We start from the raw sequence: 16,319 nt of genomic DNA on the forward strand, positions 1-16,319 counted from the left end.
AAGACGAGGTGGGGTTTCCGTGACGGGACCGTCCGGCGAAACGACGTTCGGGCCGATGCTGAGCGGCGACGGCAGGCCGGGACAGCTGTGGGCCATGCTCCCCCGCGAGCTGGCCGCGGTGTTCCGGCCGCGCATGCTCGACGTCGCCGACGAAGTGCTGCGCGAGATCCAGCGGACCATCCCGGACTACGCGCGGCCGCTCGACGGCGCCTTCGGCAAGGCGCTGCGGGCGGGCGTGCAGGCGGCGATCCTGCAGTTCATCGACCGGATCGCCGCGTCGGGGCCGATCCCGGACTCGCGGCGGAAGGTGTTCGTCGGGCTCGGCGTGCACGAGCTCGCGCAGGGCCGCAACCTCGACGTCCTGCAGGCGGCCTACCGGGTCGGCGCGCGCGTCACCTGGCGGCGGATGGCCGAGGTGGGGACGCGGGCGGGCGTGCCGTCGGCGACGCTGTGCCTGCTGGCCGAGGCGATCTTCGCCTACATCGACGAGCTGTCGGCGTTGTCGATCGAAGGGCACGCGGCCGCGCAGGCCCGGGCCGCGGGCGCGCTGGAACGGCGTCGGCGACGGCTGCTCGACCTGCTGCTGGCGGACCCGCCGTCGCCGTCGCGGACGGTCCAGGAAGCGGCGACGGCGGCGGACTGGCCGTTGCCGCACCGGCTGGTCGCGGTGGCCTTGGCCGGGCCCGTGGACGTCACCGGGCTCGGCGCGCTGGAGGACTTCGAAGACGGGACGCCACGGCTGGTGCTGCCGGCGCCTTCGGACCGCGCCGCGTTGACGGCCGCGCTGGCGGGGCACCGGGCGGCGGTCGGCCCGCCGGTGCCCCCGCGGCAGGCGGCCCGCTCGCTGGCGACGGCGCAGGAGGCGTTGCGGCTGGTCCCCGACGTCCTCCCGGACGAGCCCCTGACCTGGTGCGAAGACCACCTGGCGACGCTGTGGCTGCGCAAGGAACCGTTCCTGGCGACGGAAGTGTCCCGGCGCCGGCTGGCGCCGCTGACGGCGTTGAACCCGAAGCAGTACAACCGGCTGGCGGGAACGCTGCTGGCGTGGCTGGAGACGTGCGGCAACGTCCGTGAGGTGGCCGACCGGCTGGCGATCCACCCGCAGACGGTCCGCGCCCGCGCCCAGGAGCTGGAGGCGTTGTTCGCCGACCACCTGCGGGATCCGGACGACCGCTTCGAGATGATCCTCGCGCTGCGCGCGACGCTGACCTAAACCGGCGTGATGCCCGGGCTGGTGCGCCCGGCGAGCTCGGCGGCGAGGTGGCGCGCCACGTGCGGCGCGTCGAGCAGCGACCGGTGGTTCCCCGGCACGGCCTCGACGTGCAGATCCGTGCAGCACGCCGCCCAGCCGGGTGCGGCCGCGTCCTCGGCCAGGTAGAGCACTACCCGGCCCGCGTACGGTTCGGTGGTTTCCGGCGCTTCGGCGTCGAAGAGCACCACGACGTCGACCCGCTCCCCCCGTGCGGTCAGGCGCCGCGCGGTCTCGACCGCCAGCACACCGCCTGCGGCCCAGCCGCCCAGCCGGTACGGCCCGGACGGCAGCACCTCGCGCAGCCTCTGCACGCCGGTGTCCACATCGGACACGTCAAGGACGTAGGACGGCACCTCGTCGAGGTGGTCGAGCAGCGGCCGGTACACCCCGGGCTCGCCGAACAGCACCAGCGGTGTGCCCGGCCGCTGGCCCCGGACGGGGACCGGCGTGCCCGTCACGTACCCGGCGAGGTCGTCGAGGCGCGCCCCACCCAGCAGCAGGGGCACCGGCAGCTCCACGCCGAACTCCCGCTCGACCGCGGCCCGCGCGCGCATCGCCGTCAGGGAGTCCAGTCCCAGCTCGACCAGCGGCACGTCCGAGGGTGCCGCGCGGCCGAGGAGCCCGGCGACGATGTCCGCCAGCCGATCGCGCGGGGTGGCGACCACCGGGACGCCGTCCAGTACCACCGCGAAGTACGGCCGCCGGACGAGGTCCCGGCTCGCGTCCAAGCGCGCGATCCCGACCGACGGCCGATCCGAGGCGAGCACGGCCGGCAGGGCTTCGACGGCCTCCGAGGCGGCGCCCCAGTGCACCGTCGTCGCGGGGAGGCCCCGCGACCGGCGCCAAGCCGCGAACGCGTCCAGCCACGCGTCCGCCGTCGCTTGGGCCGTCCGGCCGGGCTCGCCGAACAGCACCGCCGTCGACGCGTAGTTGAGCCACCAGTCCGGTGGCGTGTCGGCAGTCGCTTCGTGCAGGCGTTGCGCTCCGAGGACCTTGGGGCGCCACACCGCCGCGACGTCGTCGCCGGGGACGCTCGCCGCGTGCACGATTCCCCGCAACGGCAGGCCATCCGCGGTGGCCGCTTCGACGAGCCGCTCCGCGACGCCGGGCGCCGCGATATCCCCTTCGACGACGACCACGTCCACTTCGGACAGTTCGACCGTGCCGCTGGTACGTCCACACAGGACGATACGCGTCGCACCATTGCCCGCCAGCCAGTGCGCGGTGACGCGGCCCAGCGCGCCGAAGCCGCCGGTGATCACGTAGGCACCCGGGCCGGTCGTGCCACCGTCGACGAGCGGGACGCGGACCAGCCGTGCCGCGTACCGGACGTTGTGGCGCCAGCGCACGTCGTCGTCGGATGCGTCGGATCGCAGTTCGCGCGCCAGTGCGTCCACGTCGGATCGGGTGTCCCAGTCGACGAGCGTGGCCCGCAATCCCGGGCACTCGACGGCGAGCACCCGCACGAGCCCGCGCAGGAACGCCAGCCCCGGCTCGCCGCTCGACTGCGTCACGAGGTGGAACCGGACGTCCGGTCCGAGGCGGGCGGCCACCGAGCGGACGGTCTGCAGCAGGTCGCGGGCCTCCTCGGGATCGCGGTAGGCGTGCGGTGCGCCGGCGAGGAAGACGACGCCGCGGACCGGCCGTTCGGCGAGGAAGCCCGGCAGCTCGCCGAGGTCGTCCTGCGGCAGGGAAAGAGCTTCGTCGCCGGCTTCGGCCAGCGCGAGGGCGAGCGCGACGGCCCGGCCCAGCGCGGCCGGGTGCTCGTCGGTCAGCAGCAGCCACGAACCCGGTGCTCCCGGCGGGACCGGCGGCAGCGGTACCTCGGGCCAGGTCGTGCCGAACGCGCGGGCGGCCAGCGGCGCGGCACCGGGAGCCCGGAAGCGGACGCCGGCGAAGTCGGCGACGACCTCGCCGTCCCCGGCGACGAGCTGGACCGCTTCGCTGCCGTCGGTCCGTGCTCGCCCGCCCCGGGCCGGGTCGCCGAGCAGCCGGACCCGGCCGATCCCGGTGACCTCGCCGGGACTCAGGGCGTCCAGACAGGCGCCGGCCAGGGCCGGGTGCAGGGCGTACCCCGGCGGCGACGGCTTCACGAATCCGTCTACTTCGGACAGTACGGCCGGTGCCGGATCGGTGTCGGCCGAAACCCACGCGGTCGCGTGCCGCACCCAGCGCGCGCCCGCCTTCGCCCGCACCACGGCGGTGCCGTCGACGCGGATTTCCGTGCTGAGCACCGTTTCCGCGGTCACCGCGAGCACCCGGTGGACCTCGAGGCCGTCGACGCGGACGCGGCCGGTGCCGAACAGCTCCCGCGCGCCGGCCAGGAACAGTTCCAGGAACCCGGTCGCCGGGAACACCGGGACGTCGTGCCACCGGTTTTCGGCCGCGTCCGGGGTGATCGCCGCCTGCCACAGGTGCCGGTCCTCGCCGGGCACTTCGACGCGGGTGCCGAGCAGCGGGTGGCTCGTCGCGCGCCGGGGCGGGCGGAACGTCCGGTGGTCCCACGGCGGCGGGGGCAGGTCGAGCACGGGCGCCTCCGGGTAGCGGCGGTGGAGCACCGCCGGGTGGCCGGCGGCGTGCAGTTCGGCGAGGGAGCGTGCGAAAGCGTTTTCCTCGCCGTCGCGGCGGCTCAGGCTGGCCAGCGTCCGGACACCGGCGGCGGTCTGCTCGACGGCGGGCAGGGCGATCGGGTGCGGCGAGACCTCGACGAACCAGCGGTGCCCGTCGGCGACGGCGGCGGCGACCGCCTGGGTGAACCGGACCGGCCGGCGCAGGGTGGCCACCCAGTGGTCCACGTCGAACACCGGCACCGCGTCGTCGACCGCGCTCGAGTAGCACTTCGTCGCGGGCGGCCGGGGCCGCAGCCGACCGAGGGCGGCGCGAAGCCGGCCGAGAACCGGCTCGACGGCGGCGGTGTGGCCGGTGCCGTCGACCCGCCGCGCCAGCCGGCCGAGCCCGTCCACCCGCGACACGATGGCGGCGATGTCCTCGGCACTGCCGGCGACGGTGCACTGCGTCGGCGACGCGTATTCGACAACGGTGAGGCCGGGCTCGCGCACCTCGTCGGCCGGCAGTTCGACGACGGCCATCGGGCCGGGCGGCAGCTCCGCGAGCAGGTGCGCCGAGGTGACGACGATGTCGAGGCCGTCATCGACGTCCAGCGCACCGGCGACGACGGCGGCGGCGACCTCACCGGTCGAGTGCCCGAGCACGGCGGCGGGTTCGACACCGTGCGCCCGCCACCAGTCCGCGAGGGCAACCTGCATGCCGAAGACGAGCGGCGCCACCACGGTAGGGTCACCGAGCGGCCGGCGCAGGGCGCGCCGCAGCGAGAACCCGGCTTTGGCGAGAAAAACCGGCTCCAGCGCGGCGACGGCGGCCCGGAACTCCGGTTCGGCGCCGAGCATGCGCCGCCCCATCGCGGGCCATTGCGAGCCCGGGCCGGAGAAGACGAAGACCGGACGCGGGAGTGCGCGCCCGGCGGTACGCTGGCCTTGGGAGACCGGACGCGAAGGTCCGCCTTCGGTGGTGAGCCGCCCCTCGAACACCGCACCCCACAACTCACCCTCGGCCGTGCCCCGCACGACATCGGCGGTGGTGCGCCCCTCGGCGAGCGCGCGCAATCCCGCAACGAGAGCCGACCGGGACGACGTCACCACGGCAGCTCGCAACCGCAAGTGCTCCCGGCGCCGGGCCAGTGCTGCGGCAAGGTCCCCAGGCGCGATCGTGCGGCCGGGTCCGGCCAGCCAGCCGGCCAGGTCACCGGCACGGCGGCGCAGCGCCGATTCGGAATGGGCGGACAACGCGAAGATCTGCGGCCGCCCGCTCCAGCGCGAGCCCGGCGCGGCGGGGGTGAGCGGTTTCGGCCATTCCTCGAGCACGAGGTGAGCCCCGGTGCGACCGAAAGCGGAAACCCCGGCGCGCGCGGTGCCGCCATAGCGCGGCCAGTCGGTTCCCTCCGCCGTCAAGGACAGGCGATCGCTCTCCGGGCCGGCACTGGGCCCGGTCGGCGGGATCCGGTTGTGCCACAGCGCAAGCACCACCTTGACCAACCCGAAGATCCCCGCCACGGCCTCAAGGCCACCGACCCCCGCCGCCGGCGAGCCGAACAGCAGTGGCCGGCGCTCGTCCCGGTTGCGGGCCGGCACCGCCTCCAGTGCCCGGACCTCCGCCCGCGTCCCCCGCGTCTCGACGTAGTCCACAGTGGCCGGGTCCGAACCCGCCACCGCGTGCGCATCCGCCAGGACCTGCTCCCGCGCCGCCGCCCCGGCGGCACCCACCGCACTGCCGCGGATCACCGCCAGTACCCGGTCGCCGTCGCGGCGGGCGTCGGCCAGGCGCTTCAGCACCACCACCGCCACGGCCTGCTCGTGCACCCCCGCCGCGACCGTCACGTCGGCCTCACCCGCCGCCAGCGCGCGCACCGCCTGGTGGACGGCCGCCGACGATGCCGTGTCCTCCGCGTCCACCACCAGGCTCGGCCCGCGCAGGCCGAACCGGTCCGACACCCCGCTCGCGATCGCCGACGGCCCCGCCGAGACCCCGGCGAACACGCCCGTCCGGCTGCCGCGCAGCGTGCCCGGTGCGATGCCCGCGTGCTCGAACGCCGCCCACGTCGTCTCCAGCAGCAGCCGTTCCCGCGGGTCCATCGCCGCCGCCTCGGCCACGTCGATGCCGAAGAACGCCGCGTCGAACCCGGCGAGGGAAGCGCCCGCCGGGAAGACGCCGGACCGCAGCGCGTCCCAGAACCCCTCGGGCGACTCGATTCCGGGCAGCCGGCAGCCGATACCGAGCACCGCGACCGGCTCGACGGCCCGGGGTCGCGGCCGGGCGTCGGCGAGTGCCGCCGCCAATGCCGTGATCGACGGGTACCGCGCGAGCAAGCCCAGGTCGGGTTCGCGGCCGAGCAGCTCCCCCAGCTCGGCAGCGACCGAAGCCGCGTCCCGTGAGGACAGCCCCAGCTCGGCCAGCGGAACCCCGGCGTCGACCAGGTCCGGCGCGAGGCCGGCGAGCCCGGCGATCCGCTCGGTGAGCCACCGCCGCAGCTCGTCGGGGTCGTTCACCGCACGCCACCGAGGTCCGCGGGCGCCGCGTCGGCGGCGAATTCCCTCGGTTCTTCGACGATATCGACGATCGAACTCGTGAGCATGGATTCCTCGCGCATTTCTCGCGGCGGATCGGTGATTCACCGTATTTCCCGCGTTGAATCCGTGTCAACGAACCGGGAATGCGCGTAAATACTTTGTCATTCCGTTCACTGCGACGCGGGCAACGCCTGTTGTCAACGTGACAATCACGCGGCGGACATCCCGGTGACCCGCCACTTCCCGGCCACCCGCTCGGCCGTGACGCTCAGCTGGGCCGCCCCGGTGCTCTGCTGCCCGTCACCGCGGGTGCCGGTCTGGTCGAGGAACACCAGCAGCGCCGCGCGGTCGCCGTCGAGCAGTTTCACGCCGGACGCGACGGCCGTCGACGTCACCACGAGCTTCTGGTCCGCGGCCAGCTTGCGGACCTGGCCGAAGAGCTGGTCGTACTGCGCGCGGGCGGGGCCGGCGAGCAGGTCCTTCGCCGCCTGTTCGTTCTTGGCCGGATCGTCGTAGCGGTAGGAGAACAGCGTGCCGAGCGCGGCGCTGATCTGTTTCCCGGCGTCGGCCGTACCCGCCACGTCGGAAAGCGCGGTGTTGTGCGCGACGACGGCGTTCGTGCTCCGCGCTTCGAGGCTGAACCACACCGCCAGCCCGGTCATGAGCACCGCCACCGCCGCGAGCACCACCCTCGCCCGCCGCCGTGGCCCAGTGGTCGTGAGTGACAAGGCGGGTGCCAACCCGTCCGAACCCTCACGAGGGTCTTGGTCCCCGGGCTCGTGGTGGCGGCCCGCGACCTTCACCGTGCGTTTCTTCGTCGCTGTCTTCACGGCGTCTCCCCCGTCGGGACCTGGCCCAGCCCGGTGACCCGCCAGCCGTCGGGCCCGCGGGTCAGGTCGGCCTGGAACCGGTTGCGTTTCGTCACGGCCTCGCCGCCTTCGGGCGCCACCACCAGCTCGACCGACGCGATCAGCTTCGCCGTTCCCGCGCCGGTGTCCACTTCGGTCACCGCCGCGTCGGTCACCTTGCCGGTGGTGACCGTCTTGGCCTGCGCGATCCGGTCGAGACTGCCCTGGCGGTCGGCGGCCAGCTCGTCGTGCAGCGCACCGCCGGAGAGGTCGAGCCAGTGCTGGTACCCCAGCGCCGCCTGCCGGTAGTCCAAAGTGGTCAGTCCGGCGACGGCCGTCCGGCCCGCCGCGAGCGCGTCCTCGCGGACGACCGCCCGCGCGACGCCGTCGTCGTGCGCCGCCTGCCACCAGCCGAACCCCGACCAGCCGGCCGCGACGGTCGCCATGACCGCGGCCAGCCACACGACAATCCTCACGGCCGTCCTCCCGGTGCGTTCTGCGAACCCCGCACGTTCGTCGGATCGCCCTTCGGCAGCGCGCAGCGCGCGGCCGTGTTGAGCGGGCGGGTCGAGGTGTCGAGGCCGTCGCGGTACGGCGTCGTGTACCCGGTGGTGCACGGCGGCGGGTCGAAGAAGGTCAGCGACAGCCCGAAGTGCGCGCCGTCCGGCCGGACCACCGCGCTGCCCGCGGCGACCGCCTGCGGCGCGGTGATCAGCAGCTGCCGCAGCCCGTCCCGGCGGGCGTCGAGGACGTCCGCCGTGGTCAGCAGGTTCGCCAGCAGCACACCGAGCTGGGGTCCGGAGTCGCGGATGAGCGCCCCGACCTCGTTCGCCGCGGCGGGGACCGCCGGGATGAGCGTGCGCAGGTCGCCGTCGGACTGCTTCAGCGTGGACGCGAGCAGCTTCGCGTTGACGCCGAACTCGCGGATCGCGTCGGCCTGCTGGACCTGGGTGTCGAGCACGGTGTGCGCGTCGGTGACGAACCGGGTCAGCGGCGCGACGTGCGCGCTCGCGGCCTGCACGAACTCGATGCCGCGGCCCACGAGCTGGTCGAGCGCCGGCCCCGCGTCGGTCGTCGCGTCGTACAGCTCGTCGACGACCGTGCGCAACGCGGGCTTGGGCACCGAGTTGGCGAACGAGTCCACTGTCGACAAGACGACGTCCACCGGCAGCGGGATCTTCGTGTCGGCTTGCGTGATCACCGAACCGTCGTGCAGCTTCGGCCCGCCGTCGGTGCGCGGCCGCAGGTCGACGTACTGCTCCCCGACGGCCGACCGGTCGGCGACGACGGCTTCGGTGTCGGCCGGGACGGGCGCGGTGCCGGAGTCGATCTCGAGGTCGGCTTCCATCCCGGCCGCCGTCAGCCGCAGCTCCCCGACGCGGCCGATCGGGACGCCGCGGTAGGTAACCTCCGCGTTGGTGAAGATGCCGCCGCCGGTCGGAAACTGCGCCTTCACCGTGTAGCCGCGGTCGAAGAACACCTTGTCGAGCCCGGCGTAGGTGGCCCCGACGTAGGCGACGCCGAGGACCGCGATGACCACGAAGAGCGTCACCTGGACGCGCACGAACCGGGTCAGCATCAGTGGCCCACCTTGAGGAACCCGTTGAGGTAGTCGCCGCGGATCGTGTCGAGCGCGGCGTCCGGGAACGGGAAGGTGAAGATCATCTCCATCGCCTTCGGCAGCTTGTCCCCGGAGTCGGCCAGCCGCCGCAGCAGCGGTTCGAGGGCCTTCAGGTCGGCGACGAGGTCGTCCTTGCTCTTGTTCACCGTGTCGACGGCGACCGAGGTCAGGCCGTCCAGCGACTTGAGCATCCCGACCAGCGCTTCCCGCTGCTGGTTGAGGACGCCGATGCCGGGGGTGAGGCCGTTGAGCGTCGTGGTGATCTGGCCGGTGTGCGCGTTGAGCGTCTGCGCGAGCTTGTTGACGCTCTCGATCGCGCGGGTGATCTCGGTGCGGTGCTCGTCCAGCCCCTTCACGAAGGCGTCCAAACTGGACAGCAGGCTGCGCGCCGCGGTTTCCCGGCCGCCGAGGGCTTCGTTGAGCTGGTGGCTGATGTTCTGGACCTGCGCGACGCCACCGCCGTTGAGCAGCAGGGAAAGCGCGCCGAAGACCTCCTCGATCTCCGGGGTCAGCGTCGACCGGTCCAGGGGGATGTTCGCGCCGTCGAGGAGCCGGCCGGACGGCGTCGCGTCGTCCGGCGGGGCCAGCTCGACGAACTTCTCGCCGAGGATGCTGGCCTGCCGCAGCCGAGCGACGGCGTTGCCCGGCAGGTCGACGTCGCCGTTGAGCAGCAGGTCCACGACGGCGCTGTGCCCGTCCGGCGCCAGCTCGACCTTGACGACCTGGCCGACCGGGACGTCGTTGACCTTGACCCCGGACTGCGGCACGAGGTCGAGGACGTTGGTGAAGCTCGCGGTGACGTGGATCGGGTGGTCGCCGAGCGCGGCGCCGCCGGGCAGCGGGATGTCGTAGACGCTCACCCCGCGGCCGCAGCCGGTGGTGACCAGCGCGACCGTCACGACCGCGGCGAGCTTGACCAGGCGTTTCACTTCGGCTCCGGGAACTCGAGGAGGTTGCCGCGACCGTCGATGGTCCCGTTGGCCTTGTCGTAGGCCCCCAGCAGGTTGGTCAGGGCGTTCGGGGCCGCGCTGAGCGCTTCGGCGAGGGAGTCCTTCTGGTTCACGAGCACCTTCGTGACGTCGGCGAGCTTGTCCACATCGGACTGGACCTTGCCGCGGTTGTCCTTGACGAACCCCTGCACGACGGTCAGCGCCTGGGTCAGCTCGGTCAGCGCGCCGGAGAACTGGTCGCGCTGGTCGGCCAGGACCTTGCTGAGCGACGCGATCTGCGAGATGGCCTGCTTCACCTGGCCGTCGTTCGCGGCGAGCATCGCGGTGAACTTGCTGATGTTGTCGACGGAGCCGAAGAGGTCGTCCTTGGAGTCGCTCGCGGCGCGGGCGAACTCGCCGAGGTTCTTGATCGCCGTGCCGATGGTCTGCCCGTTGCCGTTCAGGTACTCGGCCGACTTGGTCAGCACTTCGCTGACCGCGCCGTCCTTGTTGGCGCCCTGCGGGCCGAGCGCCGTCATCAGCTGGTTCAGGCTGTGCAGCAGGTCGTCGACCTCGACCGGGGTCGCGGTGCGCTCGCGCGGGATCGACGCGCCGTCGGCCAGCCGCGGGCCGCCGCGGTAGACGGGCGTGATCTGCACGTACCGGTCGGCGACCAGGCTCGGGGTGATGACGACGGCTCCGGCGTCGGCCGGCAGCTGGACATCGGGCTTGAGCGTCATCGTCACCTTGACGTCGGTGCCGTTCGGCTCCACTTTGGACACCGAGCCGATGGCGACGCCGAGGACGCGGACGTCGGAGTTCGGGTAGACGCCGACAGCGGCGGCGAAGTAAGCGGTGAGCGTGCGCTCGGCGGGGGCGGTCGCGATCGGCCACGCCGCCGAGACCACCAGCGCGAGCAATACACCGAGTGTGAGTGCCCGCATCCGCGTTCGCCGGCGTGCCTGTGCTCCCAGGTCGACGAGCTGGTGGGCCATCAGCGTCCCCCGTTCTTCGGTGGCAGGCAGCTGCCCGGCGTCGTGCCGGTGGGGATGAGCCCGCAGATGTAGGTGTCGATCCAGCGGCCGTTGCCGACGGCGTTGCCGAGCAGCCGGTAGAACGGGCCGGCCAGGCGCAGGCTGTCCTCGAGCTTGCCCTGGTTCCGCTGCAGCACGGTCGCGACGCGGTCGAGCTGGTCGAGCGCCGGGCCGAGCGTCTTCTGGTTGTCCGCGACCAGCCCGCGCAGCTGGATGGAGAGGTTCTTGATGCCGGTGAACAGCTGCGCGATGGCGTCCTTGCGGGCGTTCAGCTCGGTGAGCAGCGTGTTGCCGTCGCGGATCAGCGCCTGGATCTGGTCGGAGCGTTCGCCGAGCGTCTTGGACACCTGGTTGGTGTTCTGGAACAGCTTCACCAGCTCGTCGTCGCGGGAGGCAAGCGTTTGCGACAGGGCGGCGATGCCGTCGAACGCGGTCCGCACGTCCTGCGGCGCCGACGCGCCCAGCGTGTCGGACAGCACGCGGAACGCCTGCGCGAGCTGGTTCGTGTCGATCGCCCCGACCGTGCTCGCGAGGTCGTTGAACACCTCGGTGACGTCGTAGGGCGAGCTGGTGCGCTCGGGCGGGATCGGCTGGTCGGGGTTCAGCTCGCCGTTGCCGACCGGGTCGAGGACGAGGTTCTTCTGGCCCAGCAGCGTCTTGATCTTGATCGCCGCGGTCGTCCGGTTGCCGATCCAGGTGTCCTTGACCCGGAACAGCACCTCGACGTGGTCGCCGGCCAGCCGCACGTCGGTGACCTCGCCGACCTTCACGCCGGCCACGCGGACCTCGTCGTTCGGCTTGAGCCCGGCGGCCTCGTGGAACTCGGCCTTGTACGTCGTGCCGCCGCCGACGATCGGCAGGTCGTCGGAGAAGAACGTGGCCCCGCCGACCAGGGCCATGACCAGCGCGGTCACCGCGCCCACGACGATCGGGTTGCGGGAGCGGAACGGCTTGATCCGGGGCGGTTTCACCGGCACCTCGCAGCGGTCACGGGGATGCCCGGCGGGGGCCCGCCCGGCGCCGGCTTCGCGTCGGTCTCCACCGAGCAGAGGTAGAAGTTCGCCCACGAGCCGTAGGAGAAGAGCGTGCCGATCCGGTCGAGCTTCTTCGGCAGGTTGTCGATGAACTGCTGGAACACCGGGGTGTTGTCGGCCAGGTTCTTCGACAGGTCGCCGAGCGCGGTGATGCTGTCCTTGAGCGGCTGCCGTCCTTGCTGCAGCAGCCCGGCGGTCGCCGTGGTCAGCTCGCCGAGCCCGCCGATGGCCTGGCCGATCGGCTTCGCATCCGCGGCGAGGCCGGTGACGAGCTGCGCGGTCGTGTCGACGAGCGCGTCGAACTGGTCGCCCTGGGCGTTCACGGTGTCGAGGACGGTGTTGAGGTTGCCGATGACCTGGCCGATCACGGCGTCCTTGTCGGCCAACGTGGAAGTCAGGGAGGCGGTGTGCCGGAGCAGGCTCTCGATCGTGCTGCCTTCGCCCTGCAGGACCTGGATGATCTCGAACGACAGCTGGTTGACGTCGTTGGGCGACAGCGCCTGGAAGAGCGGCTTGAAGCCGTTGAACAACGCGGTCAGGTCGAGCGCCGGCTTGGTCCGCTCGAGGGGGATCTGGGCGCCTTCGGCGAGGGTCGGCGAGGTGTCCGTCGCGCCCGGGTCGACCGAAAGGTACCGCTGGCCGACGAGGTTGCGGTAGCGGATGGTGATCGAGGCCGACGCCGTCAGCCGGTGCGTGCGGTCGACGGAGAAATCGACGTCGGCCAGCCGGTGTTCGACCACCTTCACGTCCTCGACCTGGCCGATCCGGACGCCGGCCATCCGGACCTCGTCGCCGGGGTTGACCGAGGTCGCGTCGGTGAACCGGGCGGTGTACCCGATCGTCGCGCCGACGCTGGAGTTGGCGATCGTGATCGCGAGGATCCCGGTCGCGACCGCGGTCACCAGGAAGAAGATCAGGCCCTTGACGGCGGGGGCCACCACGCTCCTCATCGGACGGTCACCTCCGTTCCGCGCAGCGCCGGTCCGATGAGGACACTGCTCCAGTCGGGCACGTCGCCCAGCGCCGGCTTGAGGATCTCCGCGACGAGCCGACGTTCCCCCGGAGAGTTGGCGGGGCCGAGGTCGCCGTCCGTGGCGCCCGGCGCCGCGGCCCCGCCGCCGTAGCACTTCGGCCCGCCGGTGGCGTCGTAACGCGGGTTGTCACGGCCGGGCACGTACTTCTCGCGCGGGTCCTGCACGGTGAGCGTCACGTGCAGGCCCGGCTCGTTCGTCCCCTTGCCCAGTGCCTTCTCCATCAGCGGCTTGAGCCGGTTGACGGCGTCGAACAGGCACGGGAACTCGGACGAGTACTGCGCCAGCAGCTCCAGCGACGGCCGGCTCTCCGCCGAGACACCGATGATGTTGTCCTTGTTCTTGCGCAGGAAGTCGTTCAGGTGCCCGGTGGCGCTGGTGACGCTCGAATACAGGTTGTCGAGGTCCGCGCGGGTGTCCACGATGGTCTTCGCGGTCGTCGACAGGTCGCTCAGCGCCTGCAGGATGTCCGGGGCGGCGGTGGTGTAGACGTCGGCCGCGTTCGCCAGGCCGGTGATGTCCGCCTTGAACTGCGGCATCAGCGGGTTCAGTTGAGCCAGCAGGTCCTGCAGCTTGACGATGCTGTCGCCGATCGGCTGCCCCCGGTGGTCGAGGGCTTGGGAAATCGCGCCGAGCGAGCTGTTCAGCTTCTGCGGCTGGACCGCGCGCAGCAGCGGCAGCAGGTCGCCGAGCACGCGCTCCAGCTCGATCGCGTTGGCCGAGTGGTCCTGCCCGATGACGTCCCCCGCTCGCAGTTTCCCCTGTGGACGGTCCGGGAGCACGAGGTTGACGTACCGCTCGCCGAACACCGTCTTCGGCAGCAGCCGCGCGGAGACGTTCTCCGGCAGCAGGCCGATCTTCGCCGGATCGAGCGCGAGGTCGATCTCGGCGCCGGTGCGCGTGCTGCGCACGGCCCGGACCTCGCCGAACGGGACGCCCTTGACCTTCACCTCGGCCGTCGGCGCGAGCTGGTTGCCGACGCGGTCGGCGCGCAGCGTCACCAGTTCCGAGTCGTCGAAGTCCTTGTCGTAGATGGCGACCGCGAGGTAGCCGAGCAGGACGAGCACGCCGAGGAACGCGACCCCGGCGAGCTGCGTGCCGAACCGGCTCATCCCGACACCTTCACCGTCGTCGTGGCACCCCAGATGGCCAGGGACAGGAACAGGTCGAGGACGCTGATCAGCACGATCGACGTCCGCACGGCCCGGCCGACCGCGACACCGACCCCGGCCGGCCCACCGGAGGCGCGGTAGCCGTAGAAGCAGTGCGTCAGGATCACGCCGACGCTGAACACGAGCACCTTGCCGAACGACCACAGCACGTCACCGGGCGGCAGGAACAACGTGAAGTAGTGGTCGTAGGTACCACCGGACTGTCCGAAGAAGACGACCGTGGTCAGCCGCGAGCCGAGGTAGGAGATCAGCAACCCGATGACGTACAACGGGATGATCGCGATGAACCCGGCGACGATCCGGGTGGTGACCAGGTACGGCATGCTCCGCACGGCCATCACTTCGAGGGCGTCGATCTCCTCGGAGATCCGCATCGCGCCGAGCTGCGCGGTGAACCCGCTGCCCACGGTGGACGACAACGCGAGCCCGGCGACGAGCGGCGCGATCTCGCGCGTGTTGAAGTACGCGGTCAGGAACCCCGTCATCGCCGAGATGTTGATCTGGTTCAGCGCGCTGAACCCTTGCAGGCCCACGGTGACGCCGGTGAACACGCAGAGCCCGACCATCACGCCGATCGTCCCGCCGATCACCGCGAGCGCGCCGCTGCCGAACGTCACCTCGGCCAGCAGCCGGACGACTTCGCGGAAGTAGCGCGTGACGGCGAGCGGGACGGCCGCGATCGCGCGGACGTAGAAGAGCAGCTGGTCGCCGAGGTCGAACAGCCGGTCGCCGGGTTTGCCGAGGATGGCCACTCAGGTTCCCTTCGCGGGGACGAGCTGCAGGTACAGCGCGGTCAGCACGGTGTTGACGAAGAACAGCAGCAGGAAGGTGATGACGACGGACTGGTTGACGACGTCGCCGACGCCCTTGGGGCCACCCTTCGGGTTGAGGCCGCGGTAGGAGGCGACGACCCCGGCGAGGTAGCCGAAGATCACCGCCTTCACCGAGCTGACGACGAGGTCGGGCAGCTGCGCGAGCGCGTTGAAGCTGGCCAGGTACGCGCCGGGCGTGCCGCCCTGGACGATGACGTTGAAGAAGTAGCCGCCGAGCACGCCGACCACGCTGACCAGGCCGTTCAGCAGCACGGACACGCCGACGGCGGCCTGCACCCGCGGCACGATCAGCCGGTGGATCGGCGAGACGCCGAGCACCTCCATCGCGTCGATCTCCTCGCGGATGCTGCGGGCGCCGAGGTCGGCGCAGATGGCGCTGCCACCGGCGCCGGCGATGATCAGCGTCGTCACGATCGGGCTGGCCTGCTGCACGACCGCCAGGACGCTCGCCGCGCCGTTGAACTGCTGCGCGCCGATCTGGCTGGTGAGCGAGCCGAGCTGCAGCGAAATCACCGCGCCGAACGGGATCGAGACGAGGATCGCCGGCGTGATGGACACGCTGGCGATGAACCAGAACTGCTGGACGAACTCGCGGACCTGGTACGGGCGGCGGAACATCGCGAGGATGATGTCGAGGCCCATCGCGCACATGCGGCCGAACTCGCGCAGGCCGTTCGCGGCTCGCTTCGGCGCCTCCGTGAGCAGGGTGGTCATGCCTTGCACCCGCTGCTGAAGCACCGCAACGTGAGGTTCGAGACGAAGGTGTTGCCCGGCCCCGAAACCAGGCCGGTGAGCAGCCGGCTCACGTCCTCGTGCCCGACGCAGCCGGCGAACGGCGGTGCGGTGAACGTCGACGTCACCTTCACCGGCGGGGCCGGCAGCGAGATGGGTACCAGCGCTTTGATGGTCACGGACGCGGGCTGGGCCGTCCGGCAGTTCGAACCGACGTCGAGGGTCTTGCCGTCCACTTTGGCGTCGGAAAGCTTGATGAACACCTTCGCGGTGACGTCGGTGTCGGCGCAGATGTTCGTCTGCGTGGCCTTGCAGTTGGTGTCCTTGCCGGTCTTCACGGTGGCCGTGCCGGTGGCGTCGCCGTCCGGGATGATCTCGACCCGCCCGGTAGTGGCCATGAACCGGAACGCGACGAAGTAGCCGTTCGTGGGCGGGATGGTCAGCTTTCCGCTGATGGGCACGGTGTTGGTGAGGCCGCCGAGCGCGCCGTCGAAGGTGCCCGGCGGGAAGGCGATGTCGGAGCCGAGCTTGGCCACGTGGCTCGTGGTCGGCTGCTGCGCGTCCCCGAGGGTGAACCCGAACGGGATCTGCGTGGCCGCTTGGGGCTGAGGCGCGTTCTCGCCCGGCGCGGCTTGCGCGGCGCCGAGCGAGAACGCGGTCAGCGCCAGCACGAGCAGGAGCGGCACCGCGCGTGTCAGCACTGACATCCGTAGTTCCTCATGGTTCGTAGTTACTCACGATTCCTGTTG

Annotated in this window: 13 protein-coding genes; 1 reads left to right on the forward strand and 12 read right to left on the reverse strand. The window is 71.9% G+C overall.

Annotated features, from left to right (window positions below; genetic code table 11):
* Nucleotides 1–19 precede the first annotated feature (19 nt).
* Entirely contained in the window at nt 20–1,213 is a 1,194-nt protein-coding gene (locus AB0J40_RS41955) for a helix-turn-helix domain-containing protein (RefSeq protein WP_364465234.1), read from the forward strand.
* Here AB0J40_RS41955 and AB0J40_RS41960 read toward each other — a convergent pair.
* From AB0J40_RS41960 to AB0J40_RS42015, 12 genes are all read right to left on the reverse strand, one after another.
* Nucleotides 1,210–6,315: an acyltransferase domain-containing protein gene (locus tag AB0J40_RS41960; RefSeq protein WP_364465236.1), complete on the reverse strand. Its 5,106-nt coding sequence runs from the start codon at nt 6,313–6,315 to the stop codon at nt 1,210–1,212. The genes AB0J40_RS41955 and AB0J40_RS41960 overlap by 4 nt on opposite strands.
* Nucleotides 6,316–6,545: 230 nt before the next feature.
* Entirely contained in the window at nt 6,546–7,022 is a 477-nt protein-coding gene (locus tag AB0J40_RS41965; RefSeq protein WP_364465238.1) for a hypothetical protein, read from the reverse strand.
* A 140-nt stretch (nt 7,023–7,162) separates the two neighbouring features.
* Nucleotides 7,163–7,660, reverse strand: coding sequence for a hypothetical protein (locus tag AB0J40_RS41970; RefSeq protein ID WP_364465240.1), 498 nt, complete (start codon nt 7,658–7,660; stop codon nt 7,163–7,165).
* Nucleotides 7,657–8,763, reverse strand: a complete 1,107-nt coding sequence (locus AB0J40_RS41975; RefSeq protein ID WP_364465242.1) for an MlaD family protein — start codon at nt 8,761–8,763, stop codon at nt 7,657–7,659. Before AB0J40_RS41975 ends, AB0J40_RS41970 begins: the two co-directional genes overlap by 4 nt.
* On the reverse strand, nt 8,763–9,734 hold the full coding sequence (locus AB0J40_RS41980; RefSeq protein WP_364465244.1) for an MCE family protein: 972 nt from the start codon (nt 9,732–9,734) through the stop codon (nt 8,763–8,765). The genes AB0J40_RS41975 and AB0J40_RS41980 overlap by 1 nt, the downstream gene beginning before the upstream one ends.
* Nucleotides 9,731–10,729 carry an MCE family protein gene (locus AB0J40_RS41985; RefSeq protein WP_364465246.1) on the reverse strand — a complete coding sequence of 333 codons (999 nt, stop codon included), beginning with the start codon at nt 10,727–10,729 and terminating at the stop codon, nt 9,731–9,733. Before AB0J40_RS41985 ends, AB0J40_RS41980 begins: the two co-directional genes overlap by 4 nt.
* Nucleotides 10,729–11,739: an MCE family protein gene (locus AB0J40_RS41990; protein WP_364465248.1), complete on the reverse strand. Its 1,011-nt coding sequence runs from the start codon at nt 11,737–11,739 to the stop codon at nt 10,729–10,731. The genes AB0J40_RS41985 and AB0J40_RS41990 overlap by 1 nt, the downstream gene beginning before the upstream one ends.
* Nucleotides 11,736–12,752, reverse strand: a complete 1,017-nt coding sequence (locus AB0J40_RS41995; RefSeq protein WP_364465250.1) for an MlaD family protein — start codon at nt 12,750–12,752, stop codon at nt 11,736–11,738. Before AB0J40_RS41995 ends, AB0J40_RS41990 begins: the two co-directional genes overlap by 4 nt.
* Complete coding sequence (locus AB0J40_RS42000; protein ID WP_364465252.1) at nt 12,749–13,945, reverse strand: MCE family protein; 1,197 nt, start codon at nt 13,943–13,945, stop codon at nt 12,749–12,751. The genes AB0J40_RS41995 and AB0J40_RS42000 overlap by 4 nt, the downstream gene beginning before the upstream one ends.
* Nucleotides 13,942–14,757, reverse strand: a complete 816-nt coding sequence (locus AB0J40_RS42005; protein WP_364465254.1) for an ABC transporter permease — start codon at nt 14,755–14,757, stop codon at nt 13,942–13,944. Before AB0J40_RS42005 ends, AB0J40_RS42000 begins: the two co-directional genes overlap by 4 nt.
* The gene (locus AB0J40_RS42010; protein WP_364465256.1) at nt 14,758–15,552 is read right to left on the reverse strand and encodes an ABC transporter permease; all 795 of its coding nucleotides are present in this window, start codon (nt 15,550–15,552) and stop codon (nt 14,758–14,760) included.
* The gene (locus AB0J40_RS42015) at nt 15,549–16,277 is read right to left on the reverse strand and encodes a hypothetical protein (RefSeq protein ID WP_364465258.1); all 729 of its coding nucleotides are present in this window, start codon (nt 16,275–16,277) and stop codon (nt 15,549–15,551) included. Before AB0J40_RS42015 ends, AB0J40_RS42010 begins: the two co-directional genes overlap by 4 nt.
* Between the last annotated feature and the right edge of the window lie 42 nt (nt 16,278–16,319).

It is taken from the genome of Amycolatopsis sp. NPDC049691, from assembly GCF_040675005.1.
GTDB lineage: Bacteria > Actinomycetota > Actinomycetes > Mycobacteriales > Pseudonocardiaceae > Amycolatopsis.